Below are 18,652 nucleotides of genomic sequence, written 5' to 3' on the forward strand. Positions count from 1 at the left end.
CACATCGCGCCCACTGGGCGCAATGTGTCCGGCCTCAGCCCCCGAGGGGGCGGCGATGCTTGCGGCATCGAGCCGCAAGCACATCGCCATGGCGGGCCGGCTCGGGAGCGGCCCAGCGCTCGGCCCGGAATACAGCGGTCTTTCAGGATGAAGCAGACCCTCCAGGTCAGGCTCAGTCAGCATCTCGCGCTGACGCCCCAGCTGCAGCAATCCATCCGGCTGTTGCAGCTGTCCACGCTGGAGCTGCATCAGGAAGTCGAGCAGATGCTGGCCAGCAACCCGCTGCTGGAGACCGAAGAGGAATTCACCGTCAGCACGCCCGAGCTGGCCAGCAATGCGCCGGCCGAAACGTCGGCCGCGGAAACCAGCAGTGACACCGGCGCCGAAGCAGAGACCGCAGAAGCTCCCGAGCTGAGCGGCGAGGACTTCGGCGGCACCGAGCGCGAGGACTGGGAGAACGGCACCGAGAAGGACGACTTCGACGGCATCCGCGAGCTGCCCTCCAGCAGTGGCAGTGGCAGCGGCGACGACGACGGCGAACGCGAGAGCCAGGAGTACGCCGAACTGACGCTGGCCGAGCACCTGGCCGAGCAGCTCGCCGGCCACCACCTGTCGCCGGAAGACCGCGCTGCCCTGCAGGTGCTGATCGAATCGCTGAACGAGGACGGCTACCTCGAGGACCCGCTCGAGGAGATCGCCGCGGCCCTCATCGAAGACGAAGAGGCCCGCGAGGACCTGCTGGACCGCCTGCGCATCGCGCTGCGCCTGCTGCAGAGCCTGGAGCCCGCGGGCATTGCCGCGCGCGACCTGTCCGAATGCCTGGTGCTGCAGTTGCGCGCCTGCCCGAAGTGCCCTGCCCAGGTCATCGCCATCCTGATCTGCAAGGGTCATCTGGAATTGCTGGCGCGCCGCGATATGCGCCGCCTGATGGCCGAGACTGGTGCCGACGAAACCATGCTGCGCGAAGCCCAGGGGCTGATCACCCAGCTTGAGCCCAAGCCCGGCCGGCGCTTCACCCAGGGCGCCGCGGCGGCCATCGTGCCGGACGTCATCGTGCGCAAGAGCGGCCGCGAATTCCGCGTCATGCTCAACCCCGAGGTCGCGCCCAAGCTGCGCATCAACGACCTCTATGCCAACGCATTGCGCGCCACGCGCGGCGGCATCAGCAACTCGCCGCTCGGCGGCCAATTGCAGGAGGCGCGCTGGTTCATCAAGAACATCCAGCAGCGCTTCGACACCATCCTGCGTGTCAGCCAGGCCATCGTCGAGCGCCAGCGCGGCTTCTTCACGCATGGTGCGCTGGCCATGAAGCCGCTGGTGCTGCGCGAGATCGCCGACGAGCTCGGCCTGCACGAGTCCACCATCTCGCGCGTGACGACGGCCAAGTACATGGCCACCAGCTGGGGCACTTTCGAGCTGAAGTATTTCTTCGGCTCAGGGCTCAGCACCGAGGCCGGCGGCGAGGCGTCCAGCACCGCGGTGCGCGCACTGATCAAGCAGTTCGTCGCGGCCGAGGACATCAAGAAGCCGCTGTCCGACAGCGCGCTGGCAGCGATGCTGGAAGAGCAGGGCATCCAGTGCGCGCGGCGCACGGTGGCCAAGTACCGCGAAGCGATGAAGATCGCGCCGGCGAATTTGCGCAAGGCGCTTTAGGCGCCGCTTCGCCTTCAGCCCTGCGGCAACGCCCCCTTTCGCCACTCCCTCGGCGACTGCCCCGTGTGCGCGCGGAAGGCGCGTGACAGCGCCGCCTCGCCGCCGTAGCCCACGTCCGCTGCGATGTGCTTGAGAGCCCGCCCCTCGCGCAGCCCCTTCTGCGCCAGGCCGATGCGCCAGCGCTGCAGGTAGACGCCCGGCGTGCAGCCCACCACGTCGCGGAAGGTGTTGGCGAATACCGTTCGCGACATGCCGGCCCGCGTGGCCAGCTCTTCCAGCGACCACTCAAGCTGGGGTGAGTCATGCAGGGCCACCAGCGCCCCGCGCAGCCGGGGGTGTGACAGGCCGGCCAGCATGCCCGACTCCACCTGGCCCTGCGACATCAGCTCGCGCAGCACCCAGATCATCAGCACCTCGAACAGCCGGTTCAGCATCAGCTGCCGGCCGCAGTGAGTGGCTTCGGCCTCGGCGAACAGCTGGCCCAGCACCGGCGCGCAGCTGGGCACTGCCGCCAGCGGCAAGCAGACCCAGGGCGGCAGCGCCGCGGCGATGGGGTGGCTGGCGCCGCCTTCGAAGGCCATGTGGGCACAGACGAACTGGGCGCCGCAACTCGGGTCCGTCACGAAGCGATGCGCCAGCGGGCGCGGGTAGAGCAGCAGGCTGGGTTCGTCGATGCGCAGCAGCTCCGGTGCGCCGTGGTGGACCTCCACGCCGCCCTCGCGGATCAGGTGCAGCTGGCCGCGCCCGGCCTGGGGCTCCAGGCTGTTGACGCCGCACAGCGGGCCGGTCTGGAAGGTCTCGGCCCGCACGGCGAAGTGCGTGAAGAGGGCGGCAAGTCGGTCGGCCATGGTCAGTACGAATTGCAAACTAAGACGTACCAAATGGTATTTCAAGTACGAGCTTCATCGGCAAAGTTCGTTCTGTCGCAAGACAAACAACCCCACCCCAAGACACCGACTTCCAGGAGCCCGCCATGACCCGCCAACCCAGCTTCAACCGCGCCGTTTTCCAGCTGCTGTTCGCCAGCGTCGCCCTCGTCGGCGCTTCGGCCAACGCCCAGTCCTATGTGACGGACCCCGAGTCGGGCACCAGCGTCAGCGTGGCGTCCACCGTCTCGCGGGCCGAGGTGCTGGCCGACCTGAAGGTCTACCAGGAGTCGGGCCTCGCCGCTGCCGAGCGCGCCGCGGCTGAGACCGGCCAGGACACGCCCGCCCTGCTGGCCGCACGCCAACGCTACGCCGCCCTGCGCCAGAGCGACCGCTATGCCGCCCTGGTGGCCGAGTACGCCGTGCGCCGCGGCGAAGCCCGCCGCCCCGCCTGATCGCCACGCCCCAACCCCATCACTTTCGAAAGCCCCCCATGAACGCCTTCACCCGCATCGCCCTCGCCGCCACCCTCGCCATCGGCGGTTTTGCAGCCCAGACCCAGGCCCTGGCCGCCCCGGCCAAGGCGGCCATCGCCAGCCCCTACGTGGCCGCCAACGACGGCACGCCCCTCTACGTCAAGGACTGGGGCCCGAAGACCGGCCCGGTCGTCGTCTTCAGCCATGGCTGGCCGCTGAACGCGGACAGCTGGGAGTCGCAGATGCAGTTCCTGGCCGAGAAGGGCTACCGCGTCATCGCCCATGACCGGCGCGGCCACGGTCGCTCGGGCCAGCCCTGGGCGGGCAACAACATGGACCAGTACGCCGACGACCTCGACGCCGTGCTGCGCGCGCTGGACGTCAAGCGCGCCACGCTGGTGGGCTTCTCCACCGGCGGCGGCGAAGTGGCCCGCTACATCGGCCGCCATGGCACTGCACGCGTCGCCAAGGCCGTGCTGGTGAGCGCCGTCACGCCCATCATGGGCCAGTCGCCCAGCCACCCCGAAGGCGTGCCCACCGCTGTGTTCGACAGCCTGCGCAAGGCCTCGCTCGACAACCGGGCCCAGCTCTACAAGGACATCGCCGGCGGCCCCTTCTTCGGCTTCAACCGCCCCGGTGCCAAGCCTTCAGCCGGCCTGGTCGACAGCTTCTACGTGCAGGGCATGCAGGCCGGAGCCAAGGCCACCTACGACAGCATCGAGGCCTTCTTCCATTCCGACTTCCGCGCCGACCTGAAGAAGTTCGACATCCCGACGCTGGTCATCCACGGTGCCGACGACCAGATCGTGCCCATCGAGACCACCGGCCGCGCCACGGCCAAGCTGGTCAAGGGTGCCCGCCTGATCGAGTACGCCGACGGCCCGCACGGCATCACCGACACGCACAAGGACCGCCTCAACCAGGACCTGCTGGCCTTCATCCGCCAGTAAGCCTCAGGGAGCCGGGCAGTGCCCGGCTCGTCCTAGTCTTTGGACGGCCCGGTCTCCGGCGCCAGCGGCTCGAACACAAAGCGCATGCCGCGCGTGTAGCTCTCGGCCTTGGTGCCGGCATGGCGCTCACCGTCGATGGTGCGGTTCTGGAACACCAGGCCCGGGTGCTTCAGCTCCGGCAGCAGCGCCTGGTAGCGCTTGATGCCGGCCAGGAAGCCGGGCCACTCGTACTCTGCACCGGTCACGTAGAGCCGCGCCTTGATGGCCTTGCCCGTCGCGGCATAGGCCTTGGCCTGGCCGATGATCCAGTCGTTGCCCATGACGACGGCCGGACTGGCGGCGATATAGCCCTTGAAGAGATCGGGCTTGGCATACATCGCGTGCAGCGTGAACAGGCCGCCGAGCGAGCTGCCCGCCAGGTAGCGCTGGGCCGGGTCGGCGCGGTAGTCGCGCTCCATCAGCGGGAAGATGTCCTTTTCCAGTGCCGCGATGAACTTGTCGGCATTGCCGGTGCTGGAAGACAGCGGGTTCATGCGCACGGGCGACAGCTCCCAGCCGCGCAGCTCGCCGTAGTCGAGGTTGTCGCCGGCATAGCCCAGGCCCACCGTGATGAACTCCGGCACGACCTTGTCGTAGTTCAGGTTGTTGTACGAGGCGACGACGGTGGCGAAGTCCCAGTAGCCGTCGGTCACGTAGAGCACCGGATAACGGCGCTTCGGGTCCTTCGTAAACGACCCAGGCAGGTGGATGTGCAGCTGGTAGGTGCGGCCATCCGCGTTCTTGGGCAGGGCGCGCAGTTGCGTGTTGCCGACGGTGTGCGGCGGATAGGCAGGCGCCTGGGCGCATGCCTGAAACGCGGTGAACAGGAAGGCGAGGGTCAGGACGATTCGCTTCATGGCAGGGGTGCACACGGATGATGGCAACGTTGTCAGTTTAGAGGGCGGCGACAATGCAGCCCGTGAGCCTGCCCAACAAACTTTCCCTGTTCGTGTCCTGTGCCGGCGGCGTCGAGCCGCTGCTGGAGGAGGAGCTCAAGCGCTTCCTGCCGCCCGGTGTGCGCAGCAAGGTGGAGCCGCTGCGCGGCGGCTGCGGCGTGGTCGGCAGCCTCGAAGACGCGATGCGCATCAACCTGGAGAGCCGGCTCGCCCAGCGCGTGCTGATCGAGCTGATCGAGGGCCCCTACCGCCACGAGGAAGATCTCTATGCGCTGGCGCGCCGCGTCGACTGGCGCGACTGGATCACGCCGCGCGAGACCATCCGCGTCGACACCATCGCGCAGCGCTCGCCGCTGAAGAGCCTGAATTTCACGACGCTGCGCATCAAGGACGCGATCTGCGACCAGCTGCGCGAGCACACCGGCGAGCGACCCAGCGTGGACACGCACTCGCCCGACCTGCCGGTGCTGCTGCATGTCGGCCCCGAGCGCGCGGCGATCTATGTCGACACCTCGGGCGAGCCGCTGTTCAAGCGCGGCTGGCGTGTCGACAAGGGCGATGCACCGCTGAAGGAGACCCTCGCCGCCGCGATGCTGGCCGCTGCCGGCTGGCGCGGTGAGAGCGCCCTGCACGACCCCTGCTGCGGCTCCGGCACCATCCCCATCGAGGCCGCGCTGATCGCCTGTGATTCAGCCCCCGGCCTGCTGCGCCGCTTTGCTTTCGAACGCCAGATCCCGTTCTCCACGCCCGCGCTGAAGGCCGCCTGGGGCGAGATGGCCCAGGCCGCCCGTGCCCGTGTCCATGCCCCCGCCGTGCCCATCTACGCCAGCGACGTGGCCTTCCGCATGGTCGACTTCGCGCGCCGCAATGCCGAGCGCGCCGGCGTGGCCCAGTACATCCAGTTCAACGGCGGCGACGCGCTGGAGCGGCCCGCGCCCCAGTTGCCCGAAGGCATGGCCGGCAGCATCATGATGAACCCGCCCTACGGCGAGCGCATCGAGGTGCGCGGCAAGGCGGCGATGACGCGTGACGCCGGTGGCAGCGAGGAGCGCGATGCCGGCGACGATTTCTTCCCGCGCCTGGCTGCGCATTGGAAGCGCCAGTACACCGAAAACCCCGCCGGCTGGACGGCCTGGATGCTGAGCCCCGACATGAAGCTGCCGAGCAAGATGCGGCTCAAGGAGTCTCGCCGCGTGCCGATGTGGAACGGCCCCATCGAATGCCGGCTGTTCCGCTTCGACTTGGTCAAGGGCTCGGCACGCAAGGTCACCGAAGGCGATGCGCCCGCGTGAGCTGATCGCTGCCGTGGCGCTGGCGCTGGCTGCGGCCGCCGCCCAGGCCGAGCCCTGCACCCTGGTGTTCGGCCAGGGGCGCAACCCGCCGTTGAAGGACGGGCCGGACTGGGATGATCTGAACCAGCGCTTCAACGCCGCCGTCACCAATACCCTGGACGTCGAGGGCCGGCGCGTCATCCCGATGACGGCGTCCGCCGTGCAGGCCGATCCCGCGGCCGCCGGTGTCGCGCTGCTCGAACAGGCCGACAACCTTCACTGCAACACGCTGATCGAAACCGCCCTCTTTGTGGATCAGAACGACACGCTGGTGCTGCGCTTGCGCGTCTACCCGCTGCTGCCTACGCTGGGCGACGGCGGCGTCATCAACGGCCTGCGCATTGGCGCGCCGCTGTTCGTGACCCAGCGCGACCTCGCCTTGGCAGCGCTGGTGCGCCTCAAGCCCGATCTCGTCGGCCAGCAGATGGCGGCCGAATACCTTCAGCACGACCGCCGCTGATGAACCGCCTGCACGGCCAGCGCCAAGGCGCATAACGCGATCGGCACCAGGCTGGCCCAGTTCATCCACTGCCAGCCGCCCGTCGTGACGAGGGCGCCAGAGGAGAACGAGGTCAGCGTCATCGTCGCGTAGACGCCGGTGTCCAGCAGCCCTTGCGCGCGCGTCTTCTCTTCGGGGCGGTAAGCCTGCGTGAACAGCGTCGTGCCGCCGATGTAGAGGAAGTTCCAGCCGATGCCGAGCAGCAGCAATGCGCCGAGGAAGTGGTCGCGGTCCTGGCCCGACAGCGCGAAGGCAACGCAGCCCAGGTTGAGCAGCACGCCCACCGACATGACGGGCAGCACCCCCACGCGCTTGATCAGGGGGCCGGTGAAGAAGCTCGGCACGAACATGCCCAGCACATGCCATTGCAGCACCATGCCGGCGTCAGCGAAGGGCAGGCCGCACTGGCCCATGGCGATGGGCGTGGCGGCCATCAGCAGGTTCATGACGCCGTAACCGAGCGCACTCGCGGCCAGCGCCACCATGAAGACCGGCTGGCGCAGCAACTCGGCGCTGCTGCGGCCGCCGGCACCGGGCGCGGGCTGGACGAGCGCGGGGAATTCGATCAGCGAGATCAGCACCAGCCCCGCCAGCGCAACGCCCATCAACAGCAGGTAGGCGCCGGCAAAGGGCGCCACCAGCAGATCCTTGCTCGCAGTGGCCAGCCAGGGCCCGAGGATGGCGCCCAGGCAGCCACCGCCCAACACCCAGGAGATCGCGGCCTCGCGCTTGGCCGGTGCGACGAGTTCGGTCGCCGCAAAGCGGTAGAGCGCCGCGTTGGCCGTGTAGTAGCCAGCGATCAGCGTCGCAATGACGACGCCCCAGAAGCTCTGGTGCAGCACGCTCCACAGCGACATCGCGCAACTGGCGAGGGCGACGAGCAGGCCGATCTGGAAACCGCGTCGGCGCCCGAAGCGCAGCTGGTGGCGCCCCACCATGCGCGCCATCAACGCGCCGCCGGTCACATAGGCGCAGATCGGCAGCGTCGCCATCCATGGCCGCGGCGCCAGCGCCAGCCCCACGAGGCCGTTGATGGCCATGAAGCAGATGTTGTTGGTGAGGAAGAGGCCCTGGGCGAGGACCAGCAGCGCCAGTTTCCTGTTCACGTCAAGGCGAGCCAGGACAGCACCGCCAGCGGGGCGGTGTCCGCGCGCAACACGCGCGGGCCCAGCGTGACGGCCGCAAAGCCACGGGCGCGAGCGGCGTCCTCTTCGGCGTCGCTCAAGCCGCCCTCGGGGCCGCTGAGGAAAAGGGCCCGCTTCTGCGGGAAGGCCGCGACCGGCTCGGCTGCGCGCGGGCTCAGCAAGCCTCGCCATTCGTCGTCGCGATCCGGCAGAGCCGCGAGCCAGGTGGCCAGCGTCTGCACGGGCTCGATGCGAGTCGGCACCGTGCGCCCGCTCTGCTCGGCGGCCGCAACGGCCACGCCCTGCCAGTGGGCGCGTTTCTTGTCGGCCCGCTCGCCATTCAGGCGCAGCACCGAACGCTCGCTCATCAACGGCTGGATGGCCGCGGCGCCGAGCTCGGTGGCTTTCTCGACCAGGAAGTCCATGCGGTCATTGGCCGGCATGACGACGGCCAGCGTCACGGCACGGGCCAGCTCGCGCTGCGGCCGCTCGGCCGTGAGGAGGCGAACCCGTACCTCGCTGCGGCCCATGGCGGTCACTTCGGCCTGCCATTCAGGGCCGCTGCCGTCGAAGAGGGTCAACGCGTCACCGGGTTGCAGGCGCAGCACCTGCACATGGCGGGCGGCACCGGGAGGCAGGGCGATGTCGCCGTCGGTCACGGCAAGCGGGGTATCGACGAAGAAGCGGGGCAAGGCGGATGGCGGGGCGTGACGAGCCCGCCAGTATCAGCGCAGGCCGAGGGCGTCGCGCACGGCCGCCGCGGCGGCCTCGCCCTTGGCCTTCTGCACGCGCTCGACGAGCTGCAGGGCGAGGGCTTGCAGCGCAGACAGGCTGTCGGCACGCTCGACCTCGAGCGCGAAGGCATAGCCCTTGAAGGGGCCGAGCAGCTTGGTCGCCTCACCGCTCAGATAGGTGTACAGGGCCGCGCGGTCGAGCAGCGGCGAGCCGCCGGCCGGCATCGAGGGCGCAGGGGCGGCCGCAGATGCAGCGGGTGCGGGGCTGGCCGCCACTGGCGCCGCTGGTGTCGGGGCGGCAGCGCGTGGCTGGCCGCCTGCACCTTGGGGTGCAATCAAGCCATGCTGGCTCAGCATCTCGAGGTCGGCCTCGCTCGCGCCAGCGACGAGGCGCAGCCAATCACTGGCCGCTTTGCTCGCGTCCAGTACGAGCAGCAGGTTGCGCGCGGTGCGCGACAGCGGCAAAGTCCGCGCGCGGATCTCGGCACGGCCAGCATCGGTTTTGGAATACAACAGGTCGAGCACGTTATCGGGCCTCGCCCACGATCGGCGTCACCGCTCGCAAGCCATGGGAAAGCATCAGCTCTTGTCCCGCAATTCCCTGCGCAGGATCTTGCCCACGGGCGTCTTGGGCAGTTCGGTGCGGAACTCAACAATCTTCGGGCGTTTGTAGCCGGTCAGGTTGGCTTCGCAATACGCACGAACGTCAGCTTCGGTGACATTCGGGTCTTTCTTCACGATGACGACCTTCACCGCCTCGCCGGCCTTGGCGTCCGGCACGCCGACAGCGGCGCATTCAAGCACGCCGGGCATCTGCGTGATGACGTCYTCSACYTCGTTCGGRTACACRTTGAAGCCGSWSACCAGRATCATGTCCTTCTTGCGGTCCACGATCTTGAAATAACCCCGTTCATCGACGGTGCCGATGTCGCCGGTGCGGAAATAGCCGTCGGCCGTCATGACCTTGGCGGTTTCATCCGGGCGCTGCCAGTAGCCGGCCATGACCTGCGGGCCGCGGATGGCGATCTCGCCGGGCTGGCCCATCGGCACCTCGTTGCCGTCGTCGTCCAGCAGTTGCAGCTCGGTCAGCGGCATTGGCAGGCCGATGGTGCCGCTGTAGGCGGTGCTGTCGGTCGGGTTGCAGGTGGCCGACGGCGAGGTTTCGGACAGGCCATAGCCCTCGACGATGGGGCAGCCGGTCTTCTCCAGCCACAGCTTGGCCGTGGCCTGCTGCACGGCCATGCCGCCGCCCACCGAGATGACGAGACGGCTCCAGTCCACCGTGCTGAACTCGGGGTGGTTGGCCATGGCCATGAAGAGGGTGTTGACGGCCGGGAAGCTGTGGAAGCGGTGTTGGGACAGCTCCTTGAACACGGCCGGCAAGTCACGCGGATTCGGGATCAACACGTTGGCGCCGCCCATGTGCATGGACAGCATCATGTTCGTGTTGAAACCGAAGATGTGATAAATCGGCAACGCGCAGATGGTGACGACCTGCTCGCCCTTGGGCACCTTCTTCAGCGCCGGCTGGTACCAGGCTTCGCTTTGCAGGATGTTGGCGACCAGGTTGCGGTGCAGCAGCACGGCGCCCTTGGACACGCCGGTGGTGCCGCCGGTGTACTGCAGCACGGCGATGTCGTCCGCGCCCAGCTTGGGCGCCTTGTAGGTCAGGCTGCGGCCCTTGGCGACGGCGTCGTTGAAGCGCACGGCACCGGGCAGGTCGAAGGCCGGCACCATCTTCTTCACCTTGCGCACGACGTAGTTGACGATCATGCCCTTGGCAAAGCCCAGCATGTCGCCCATGGCCGCCAGGATGACGTGCTTGGTCGGCACGTTCTTGATGACCTGCTGCAGCACCGAGGCGAAGTTCTCGATGATGACGATGGCCTTGGCGCCCGAGTCCTTGAGCTGGTGCTCCAGCTCGCGCGGCGTGTACAGCGGGTTGACGTTGACGACCACATAACCCGCCCGTAGCACGGCAGCCACGGCCACCGGGTACTGGAACAGGTTGGGCATCATCAGCGCGACGCGGTCGCCTTTCTCCAGGCCCAGGCTCTGCAGATAGGCGGCCAGCGCGCGCGAGGCCTCGTCCACCTGCGCGAAGCTCAGGCTCTTGCCCATCATCAGATAGGCGGGCTGGCCGGCATTCTTCTTGAACGAGGTGTCCAGCAGGTCGACCAGGCTGGGATAGAGCGACACATTGACGTCGCGCGGCACGGCGGCCGGGTATTGCTTCAGCCAGATCGGCTCCATGCCTTGTCTCCTTCTTTTGTTGCGGCGATTCTGACCGATAGCTGACAGCGGACGGCTCAGGGGATTCGATAGCGCTCTTTGGGGGCGCCTTCTGCTCGGGCTATTCGACGGCCTTGAGCATGTCCTCGACCACCTTCTTCGCGTCGCCGAAGACCATCATGGTCTTGTCCATGTAGAAGAGCTCGTTGTCCAGGCCCGCATAGCCCGCCGCCATTGAGCGCTTGTTGACGATGATGGTCTTGGCCTTGTAGGCCTCCAGGATGGGCATGCCGTAGATGGCGCTGCCCTTCACATGGGCGGCGGGGTTCACGACGTCGTTGGCGCCCAGGATGATGGCCACGTCGACCTGGCCGAACTCGCCGTTGATGTCTTCCATTTCGAAGACCTGGTCGTAGGGCACCTCCGCCTCGGCCAGCAGCACGTTCATATGGCCCGGCATGCGGCCCGCCACCGGGTGGATGGCGTACTTGACGGTGATGCCTTTCTCGGTGAGCTTGGCGGCCAACTCCTTCACGGCATGCTGGGCGCGCGCCACCGCCAGGCCGTAGCCCGGCACGATGACGACGCTCTCGGCATTGCCGAGCACGAAGGCCGCGTCGTCGGCGCTGCCGCTCTTGACCGGGCGTGCCTTGCCATCACCCACCGCGGCCGTGCCGGCCTCGCCGCCGAAGCCGCCCAGGATCACGTTGAAGAACGAGCGGTTCATCGCCTTGCACATGATGTAGCTCAGGATCGCGCCCGAACTGCCCACCAGCGAACCGGCAATGATCAGCATCGCGTTGTTCAGGCTGAAGCCGATGCCCGCCGCCGCCCAACCGGAGTAGCTGTTCAGCATGGACACGACGACCGGCATGTCCGCCCCGCCGATCGGGATGATCAGCAGCACGCCCAGCAGGAAGCCCAGCGCCACGATCAGACCGAAGTCGATGGGCGACTGCGAATGCCAGAAGCCAAACACGAAGAAGACCGACGCCAGGCCCAGCACCGCGTTCAACGYATGCTGGCCCTTGAACGTGACCGGCGCGCCCTGGAACAGGCGGAACTTTGAGCCGCCCGACAGCTTGCCCCAGGCGATGACGGAGCCCGTGAAGGTGATGGCGCCGATGAAGGCGCCCAGGGCCAGTTCGATGCGATTGCCGCCCGGGATGGGCGCCAGCGTGCGCGGGGCCACGCCATCCTCCGGCGGGATGGCGGCCAGGGCCGCATCCATGGCCGGCGTGATGCCGAAGGCCGCGGGCTCAGCGACCGCCGCCACCGCGATGGCCACGGCCGCCAGGCCGATCATGCTGTGGAAAAAGGCGACCAACTCGGGCATCTTGGTCATCTCGACCGTCTTGGCCCGCCAGGCACCGTAGCCGCCGCCGACGACCAGGCCCAGCAGCACCCACGCCAGGCCCAGACCAGAGCCGGCCAGCTTGACGATGAGGGCCGCTGTCGTGAGCACGGCGATGGCCATGCCGATCATGCCGAAGAGATTGCCGCGGATGGACGTCGTCGGGTGCGACAGGCCCTTGAGCGCCTGGATGAAGCAGACGCTGGCGATCAGGTAGAGCAACGTGACGAGATTGAGGCTCATTGCTTGGCCTCCACGTTGGTCTTCTTTTCCTTCTTCTTGAACATCTCCAGCATCCTGCGCGTGACGAGGAAGCCGCCAAAGATGTTGACCGCGGCCAGCGCCACGGCCAGCACGCCCATGCCCTTGGCAAACGGCGTCTCGGTCAGCGCCGCGGCCATCATGGCGCCGACGATGACGATGGCCGAGATCGCGTTGGTGACGGCCATCAGCGGCGTGTGCAGCGCGGGCGTCACCGTCCAGACGACGTGGTAGCCCACGTAGATGGCCAGCACGAAGATGATCAGGTTGATGATGGTGTGGTCAACGATTTCCATGGTCATGCCCTCGTGACTTGGCCGTCTTGCGTGACGCGGCAGGCCGCGACGATGTCGTCATCCAAAGGCACGTTGAAGGTGCCTTCCTTGGTGATGACGAGCTTCAGGAAGTCCAGCACGTTGCGCGCGTACAGCGCCGACGCGTCGGCCGCCACAAGGGCCGGCAGATTGGTCTCGCCGACGATGACGACGCCGTACTTGGTGACCGTCTTGCCAGCTTCCGTCAGCGGGCAGTTGCCGCCCGCGGGTGCGGCGATGTCAACGATGACCGAGCCGGGCTTCATGGCCTTGACCATGTCCTCGGTGACCAGCACCGGCGCCGCGCGGCCGGGGATCAGCGCCGTCGTGACGACGATGTCGGCCGCTGCGACGCGCTTGGCGACCTCGGCCTTTTGCCGGTCCAGCCAGCTCTGCGGCATGGGCCGTGCGTAGCCGCCCACACCCTCGGCCGCTTCCTTCTCTTCGGCCGTCTCGTAGGGCACGTCGATGAATTTGCCGCCGAGGGACTCGACCTGCTCCTTCACCGAGGGACGCACATCGCTGGCCTCGATGACGGCGCCCAGGCGCTTGGCCGTCGCGATGGCCTGCAGGCCCGCGACACCGACGCCGAGGATGACGACGCGCGCCGCCTTCACGGTGCCGGCTGCCGTCATCAGCATCGGGAAGAAGCGCTGGTAGCGGTCCGCCGCGATCATGACGGCCTTGTAGCCGGCGATGTTGGCCTGGGACGAGAGCACGTCCATGCTCTGAGCGCGCGTCGTGCGCGGTGCGGCTTCCAGCGCAAAGCTGGTCAGGCCCGCACCGGCCATGGCCGTGAGGCCGTCGCGGTCGAAGGGGTTGAGCATGCCGACCAGGGCCGTGCCGGGTTTCATCAGCGGCAGCTCGTCGGCGCCGGGAGCGCGCACCTTCAGCACCAGTTCGCTGCCAAGGGCCGCGGCCTGGTCGACGATCTCGCAGCCCACGGCTTCGTAGGCTGCATCTGTGACGCTGGCCGCGACGCCAGCGCCTGATTCGATGCGCAGTGTGTGGCCGGCGGCCTTCAGCTTCTTGGCCGTCTCTGGCGTGACGGCCACACGGGTCTCTCCGGCCGCGCGTTCGCGCGGTACGCCGATCTGCATGGGTTCTCCTCCGGGGAACGGGGTCGCGGCAGCTTACACAATGCTTGCGCCACCCCAGTGCGGGATTTCGATTGGAGGTTTCATGACTGCCACAGACCGGTTTCGTCCCAGCGTCACTGTCGCCGCGGTGATTGCCCGCGCCGGGCGCTATCTGCTGGTTGAGGAAGAGACGCCCGAGGGTTTGATGCTGAACAACCCGGCAGGCCATCTGGAGCTGGGCGAAAGCGCCATCGAGGCCGTCGTGCGCGAGGCGCTGGAGGAAACGATGCGCGCCTTCGTGCCCGAGTCATTTCTGGGCGTCTACATGGCCCGATTCGTGCGGCCGGCGCGATTAGAGGATGTCACCTATGTGCGGCTGGCCTTCAGCGGCTCGGTCGGCGAGGAGATCGCCGGGCGCGCGCTGGACGAGGGCATATGCCGCACGCTGTGGATGAGCGAGGCCGAGCTGGCCGCCTGCGAGGACCGGCACCGCAGCCCGCTGGTGCTGCAGTGCGTGCGCGACCATGCGGCCGGGCGGCGGCTGCCGCTGGAGACGGTGTTCAACCATGTGTCGCTGCAAGCGCCGCTGCTGAAGGGCTGAGAATCCCGCGCCATGACGACCCCTGACTTCATCGAGCTCTACGACCAGGCGCTCAGTCCCGACGCCTGCCGCGCGCTCGTCGAGCGCTTCAAGGCCAGCACCCGCGTCCAGCGGGGCGAGACCGGCAGCGGCGTCGATGTCAGCATGAAGGACAGCTGGGACATCGCCATCAGCCGCCACCCCGAGTGGGCCGATGCCTGCGCCCAGCTCAACGACGCCGTCATCCAGGGCTTCAAGCACTATCTGCGCCGCTATGCCCATCTGGCGCTGGCACCGTTGAAGCTGCAGATGCAACGGCCCGATGGCAGCCAAGCCATGCTGGATGCCGACGGCGCCGCTGCGCTGAGCGACGAGCTGCTGATGGGCCTGATCGCCAAGGTCTTCCGCCCCGGCGCCATCAATCTGCAGCGCTACCAGGCCGACCAGGGCGGCTACCCCTACTGGCACTGCGAGCAATACCCCAGGCTTGACCAGGGCGAGGCGCTGCACCGCGCGGTGCTGTGGACGATCTACCTGAACGACGACTTCGCCGAGGGCGAGACGGAATTCCTCTACCAGGGCCGCAAGATCGTGCCGCGCACCGGCAGCCTGCTGATCGCGCCGGGCGGCTTCACGCACACCCATCGTGGCAACCGGCCCAAGGGCGGGGACAAGTACATCGCCACAAGCTGGGTGCTCTACCAGCGCGCTGAAAGCCTGTTTGCCCAAGGCTGAAGGAGCCTTTGGGACAATCGCCCCATGAGTTCCGCAGAAAAGAAACACCGAGCTAAACATCGAGTGGTGGTCGGCCTGTCCGGCGGCGTGGACTCGGCCGTGACCGCCCACCTGCTGAAACAGCAAGGCCATGAGGTCATCGGCATCTTCATGAAGAACTGGGAAGACGATGACGATGACGAGTACTGCTCGACACGCCAGGACTTCCTGGACGCCGCCTCGGTGGCCGATGTGCTGGGCATCGAGATCGAGCACGTCAACTTCGCCGCCGAGTACAAGGACCGCGTTTTCGAGAGCTTTCTGCGCGAGTACCAGGCCGGCCGCACGCCCAACCCCGATGTACTGTGCAATGCCGAGATCAAGTTCAAGGCGTTTCTGGACCACGCGATGCGGCTTGGTGCCGAAAAGATCGCGACCGGGCATTACGCCCGCGTTCGAGAAGTGGATGGCGAGTTCCAGCTCCTCAAGGGCCTGGACCCGCTGAAGGACCAGAGCTATTTCCTGCATCGCCTGTCGCAGGCGCAGCTCAGCAAGACGATGTTCCCGGTCGGCGACCTGCCCAAGACCGAGGTGCGGCGCATTGCCGCCGAGATCGCGTTGCCCAATGCGAAGAAGAAGGACTCGACCGGCATCTGCTTCATCGGCGAGCGGCMCTTCCGCGAGTTCCTGAACAAATACCTGTCGCACCAGCCGGGGCCCATCAAGGACGAGCGGGGCCGCAAGCTCGGCGAACACGTCGGCCTGAGCTTCTACACGCTGGGCCAGCGCCAGGGCCTGGGCATCGGCGGCGTGAAGGAAAAAGGGACGCCGCGCGGCGGTGGCGAGCACGAGCCCTGGTTCGTGGCGGCCAAGGACATTCCCAGCAACACGCTCATCGTCGTGCAAGGCCACGGCCACCCGCTGCTGCAAAGCCCGGCCCTGGTCGCTGATGACCTGAGCTGGGTCGCAGGGCGCGCGCCGTCCACCGGCGAAGCGGCGGCCAAGACGCGTTATCGCCAGGCCGATGCACCCTGCAGCGTGGGCTTCGACGCGGGTGGCCACCTGACGCTGCGCTTCCCCGACCCGCAATGGGCCGTCACGCCCGGGCAGAGCGCCGTGGTTTACGACGGCGACGTGTGCCTGGGCGGCGGCGTCATCTCGGCCGCCCTCCCGGAATGACGAAGTTCGACCGCCTGCTCGCCCGCCTGGCCGAGCCGGGCGTCGTGCTGCGCCTGGCGGCGCTGGTGGTCTGCGCGATGGAGCTGGTCAGTGCCGGCTCGGCGCTGCTGGGTGCGCGCACCGAGCCCTACGACGGCCTGGTCGCCTGGCTCTGGCGCCAGCTCGGTGGTGATGTCAACGACCGCAGCCTCGTCGTCATCTGCGTGCTGCTGCTGGTGGCCTTCGTCGCCCTGATCTTCCGGCTGGCTCGCCAGGGCCAAACGGCGCTGCCGGTGAACCAGCGCCTGGCTTGGCTGCTGCTTGTCGACCTGCTGGCCTTCGGCGTGACGCCGGGCCTGCCCTTCCTCGTCACGGCGCTGGGCGCCGTCGTGCTGCCGGCACGGCTGGCCCTGGGTTTTGCGACCGCCCAGGTGTTGCTGAACACCGGCATCTACGTGTACGCGTCGACGACGGCCTGGCTGGACCAATTCGGCATGCTGTTCGCCATGCTGGCCCTGCACGGCCTGGCCTTTGGTCTCGGGCGCATGGCCGCGGCCGAGGGCGAGAAGCGCCGTTGGTTGCAGGCCGTGCTGGCAGAGCAGATGTCGGGCGAGCACCTGCTGGCCGAACAGATGCGCTACAACGAGCGCATGCAGATCGCCCGCGAGCTGCACGACCTGATGGGCCACCACCTGACGGCACTCAACCTGCAGTTGCAGCTCGGTGGCGCCCTGCTGGCGCGCGAAGACACCTCGGGCGCGGGCCAGGCGATGGGGCGCGCCGAGGGCGTGGCCGCGCAGTTGCTGGCGGACGTGCGCGAGGCCGTGTCGCAGCAGCGCAGCTCGCAGCGCATCGACCTGTCCGCCGCGCTGCAGGCCCTGGCCGAGGGCATTGCCAGCATGCGCATCGAGCTGACGCTGGACGACGCCGCCCGCGATCTCGGTCCGCGGGCAGCCCACGCGCTGCTGCGCTGCGTACAGGAAGGCGTGACCAACAGCGTGCGCCACGCCGGCGCGCGTCGCGTGCAGGTGGAGCTGCGCGGGCTAGGGGAAGGACGGGATGAGGTCACCGTCAGCATCGACGATGATGGGCGAGGCGCGCCGAACTGGCAGACCGGCCGTGCCGAGGGCTTTGGCAATGGCCTCTCGGGCATGGCCGAGCGCATGACCGAGCTGGGTGGGCAGATGTGCGTGACGCGCACCAGCCCGGGATTTCGAATCGAGTTGAGATGTCCACGATGGGTGTGATCAAGATCCTGCTGGTCGAGGACCAGCAACTGGTGCGTGAAGGCCTCAAGGGGTTGCTCGCGCTGCACGACGAGCTCAAGGTCGTCGGCGAGGCCAGCGACGGCGCCGAAGCGCTCGAATGGCTGTCCGCCGCCCCCGCCGACGACATGCCCGATGTCATCCTGTCCGACATGCGCATGCCGCGCCTGGACGGCATCGGCCTGATCCGCGCGCTGGCCGCGCGGGCCCTGCGGCTGCCGACCGTCCTGCTGACCACCTTCGACGACACGGCCGCCTTCGACGAAGCCGTGCGCGCCGGCGCCCGCGGCTTCCTGCTCAAGGCCATCAGCCCCGAGACGCTGGCCCAGGCCCTGCGCGACGTGCACGGCGGCGGCACCGCGCTGCGGCCGTCTCTCACCACACGCATGGAAGCCAAGGGTGGCGAGCGCGCCTTCACCGCGGCCGATCATCCCGATCCGCTTTCACCGAAGGAGCTGCAGGTGCTGCGCCTGGTGGCCAGCGGCCGCAGCAACACGGAGATCGCCGGCCTGCTTGGTAACAGCGAAGGCGTCATCAAGAACCACTGCTCGGCCATCTTCTCCAAGATGGGCGTGAGGGACCGCACACAGGCGGTGCTGCGCGCTATCGATCTGGGCTGGATTTAGGTCGCGTGGCGGGTGCTGCGAGATGCAGCACCCAGTAGCGCTGCAGCCGCCCCGGCCCTGTCACGCAGGCCAGGCCGAACTCCTGGAAGTCAACCGCCATCAGGTTCTCGCAATGCGCCGGGCTGGCCAGCCATTGCGCCATGGCCTCGTCCAGGGTTTCCGGCCCGCCAGCCAGGTTCTCGCCGGCCGAGCGCATCAGATAGCCCGCCTCGCGCAGCCGCGTGCGCAGTGAGGTGCCTGCGGCGCCGACATGGTCGATGCGGTCGCGGGCGGCCAGTTCCTTGGCGTAGCGGCGGGCTGATTCCGCCAGCACGGGGCTGGCGCGCAGGGCTGCCACGGCGGGCCAGAGGCGCTCGCCGCAGGCCTGAGGCTGGGCGCGCAAGGCGTTCAGCACGGCCTGGACTGCAGCGGCGTCGGGCTGGCAGCTCTCCTGGGCTGCGGCAGGCGCCAGGCCAGCCAGGCCGAGCAACAGAGGCAACAAGGCTCGCATGGCGGCATCCT

At 68.1% G+C, this 18,652-nt stretch carries 20 protein-coding genes; 10 read left to right on the top strand and 10 right to left on the bottom strand.

Annotation, left to right across the window (positions count from 1 at the left end):
• Positions 1-147: 147 nt before the first annotated feature.
• On the top strand, positions 148-1,653 hold the full coding sequence (locus ACXJKJ_RS08595; RefSeq protein WP_457356335.1) for an RNA polymerase factor sigma-54: 1,506 nt from the start codon (positions 148-150) through the stop codon (positions 1,651-1,653).
• Positions 1,654-1,667: 14 nt separating this feature from the next.
• Here the strand turns inward: ACXJKJ_RS08595 and ACXJKJ_RS08600 are convergent, their stop codons facing one another.
• The gene (locus ACXJKJ_RS08600; RefSeq protein ID WP_457389815.1) at positions 1,668-2,501 is read right to left on the bottom strand and encodes a cupin domain-containing protein; all 834 of its coding nucleotides are present in this window, start codon (positions 2,499-2,501) and stop codon (positions 1,668-1,670) included.
• 125 nt (positions 2,502-2,626) lie between these two features.
• On the opposite strand from ACXJKJ_RS08600, the gene ACXJKJ_RS08605 reads away from it, so the two are divergent.
• The gene (locus ACXJKJ_RS08605) at positions 2,627-2,974 is read left to right on the top strand and encodes a hypothetical protein (RefSeq protein ID WP_457389816.1); all 348 of its coding nucleotides are present in this window, start codon (positions 2,627-2,629) and stop codon (positions 2,972-2,974) included.
• A 38-nt stretch (positions 2,975-3,012) separates the two neighbouring features.
• Entirely contained in the window at positions 3,013-3,945 is a 933-nt protein-coding gene (locus tag ACXJKJ_RS08610; protein ID WP_457389817.1) for an alpha/beta fold hydrolase, read from the top strand.
• 32 nt (positions 3,946-3,977) lie between these two features.
• Here the strand turns inward: ACXJKJ_RS08610 and ACXJKJ_RS08615 are convergent, their stop codons facing one another.
• Complete coding sequence (locus tag ACXJKJ_RS08615; protein WP_457389818.1) at positions 3,978-4,841, bottom strand: alpha/beta hydrolase; 864 nt, start codon at positions 4,839-4,841, stop codon at positions 3,978-3,980.
• A 62-nt stretch (positions 4,842-4,903) separates the two neighbouring features.
• On the opposite strand from ACXJKJ_RS08615, the gene ACXJKJ_RS08620 reads away from it, so the two are divergent.
• A complete protein-coding gene (locus ACXJKJ_RS08620) occupies positions 4,904-6,172 on the top strand; it encodes a THUMP domain-containing class I SAM-dependent RNA methyltransferase (protein ID WP_457389819.1) in 1,269 nt (422 codons plus the stop codon).
• A complete protein-coding gene (locus tag ACXJKJ_RS08625) occupies positions 6,159-6,671 on the top strand; it encodes a hypothetical protein (RefSeq protein WP_056200492.1) in 513 nt (170 codons plus the stop codon). Before ACXJKJ_RS08620 ends, ACXJKJ_RS08625 begins: the two co-directional genes overlap by 14 nt.
• Here ACXJKJ_RS08625 and ACXJKJ_RS08630 read toward each other — a convergent pair.
• The 7 genes from ACXJKJ_RS08630 to ACXJKJ_RS08660 form a co-directional block, all read right to left on the bottom strand.
• Positions 6,653-7,816 (bottom strand): MFS transporter, encoded by a 1,164-nt coding sequence (locus ACXJKJ_RS08630; RefSeq protein ID WP_457389820.1) that lies wholly within the window; start codon positions 7,814-7,816, stop codon positions 6,653-6,655. The two genes, ACXJKJ_RS08625 and ACXJKJ_RS08630, sit on opposite strands and share 19 nt — an antisense overlap.
• Positions 7,813-8,526 carry a 16S rRNA (uracil(1498)-N(3))-methyltransferase gene (locus ACXJKJ_RS08635; RefSeq protein ID WP_056200496.1) on the bottom strand — a complete coding sequence of 238 codons (714 nt, stop codon included), beginning with the start codon at positions 8,524-8,526 and terminating at the stop codon, positions 7,813-7,815. Before ACXJKJ_RS08635 ends, ACXJKJ_RS08630 begins: the two co-directional genes overlap by 4 nt.
• A 33-nt stretch (positions 8,527-8,559) precedes the next feature.
• Positions 8,560-9,093: a hypothetical protein gene (locus tag ACXJKJ_RS08640; protein WP_056200499.1), complete on the bottom strand. Its 534-nt coding sequence runs from the start codon at positions 9,091-9,093 to the stop codon at positions 8,560-8,562.
• A 54-nt stretch (positions 9,094-9,147) separates the two neighbouring features.
• On the bottom strand, positions 9,148-10,821 hold the full coding sequence (locus ACXJKJ_RS08645) for a long-chain-fatty-acid--CoA ligase (protein ID WP_457389821.1): 1,674 nt from the start codon (positions 10,819-10,821) through the stop codon (positions 9,148-9,150).
• A 100-nt stretch (positions 10,822-10,921) separates the two neighbouring features.
• Complete coding sequence (locus tag ACXJKJ_RS08650) at positions 10,922-12,397, bottom strand: NAD(P)(+) transhydrogenase (Re/Si-specific) subunit beta (RefSeq protein WP_457389822.1); 1,476 nt, start codon at positions 12,395-12,397, stop codon at positions 10,922-10,924.
• Complete coding sequence (locus ACXJKJ_RS08655) at positions 12,394-12,711, bottom strand: NAD(P) transhydrogenase subunit alpha (protein ID WP_056200508.1); 318 nt, start codon at positions 12,709-12,711, stop codon at positions 12,394-12,396. The genes ACXJKJ_RS08650 and ACXJKJ_RS08655 overlap by 4 nt, the downstream gene beginning before the upstream one ends.
• A gap of 2 nt (positions 12,712-12,713) precedes the next feature.
• On the bottom strand, positions 12,714-13,829 hold the full coding sequence (locus tag ACXJKJ_RS08660) for a Re/Si-specific NAD(P)(+) transhydrogenase subunit alpha (protein ID WP_457389823.1): 1,116 nt from the start codon (positions 13,827-13,829) through the stop codon (positions 12,714-12,716).
• An 82-nt stretch (positions 13,830-13,911) separates the two neighbouring features.
• Here ACXJKJ_RS08660 and ACXJKJ_RS08665 point away from each other — a divergent pair, with 82 nt between their 5' ends.
• From ACXJKJ_RS08665 to ACXJKJ_RS08685, 5 genes are read left to right on the top strand one after another with little or no spacing between them, the layout of a single operon-like run.
• Positions 13,912-14,409: an NUDIX domain-containing protein gene (locus tag ACXJKJ_RS08665; protein ID WP_457389824.1), complete on the top strand. Its 498-nt coding sequence runs from the start codon at positions 13,912-13,914 to the stop codon at positions 14,407-14,409.
• A 12-nt stretch (positions 14,410-14,421) separates the two neighbouring features.
• Positions 14,422-15,123 (top strand): 2OG-Fe(II) oxygenase, encoded by a 702-nt coding sequence (locus ACXJKJ_RS08670; protein WP_457389825.1) that lies wholly within the window; start codon positions 14,422-14,424, stop codon positions 15,121-15,123.
• Between the two features lie 24 nt (positions 15,124-15,147).
• A complete protein-coding gene (gene mnmA, locus ACXJKJ_RS08675) occupies positions 15,148-16,281 on the top strand; it encodes a tRNA 2-thiouridine(34) synthase MnmA (RefSeq protein WP_457389826.1) in 1,134 nt (377 codons plus the stop codon).
• Complete coding sequence (locus ACXJKJ_RS08680; RefSeq protein ID WP_056200524.1) at positions 16,278-17,507, top strand: sensor histidine kinase; 1,230 nt, start codon at positions 16,278-16,280, stop codon at positions 17,505-17,507. The genes mnmA and ACXJKJ_RS08680 overlap by 4 nt, the downstream gene beginning before the upstream one ends.
• The gene (locus ACXJKJ_RS08685) at positions 17,498-18,151 is read left to right on the top strand and encodes a response regulator (protein WP_457389827.1); all 654 of its coding nucleotides are present in this window, start codon (positions 17,498-17,500) and stop codon (positions 18,149-18,151) included. Before ACXJKJ_RS08680 ends, ACXJKJ_RS08685 begins: the two co-directional genes overlap by 10 nt.
• On the opposite strand, the gene ACXJKJ_RS08690 is transcribed toward ACXJKJ_RS08685, so the two are convergent.
• A complete protein-coding gene (locus tag ACXJKJ_RS08690) occupies positions 18,129-18,641 on the bottom strand; it encodes a CAP domain-containing protein (RefSeq protein WP_457352309.1) in 513 nt (170 codons plus the stop codon). The genes ACXJKJ_RS08685 and ACXJKJ_RS08690 overlap by 23 nt on opposite strands.
• Positions 18,642-18,652 lie beyond the last annotated feature (11 nt).

The organism is Roseateles sp. P5_E1 (assembly GCF_054049335.1).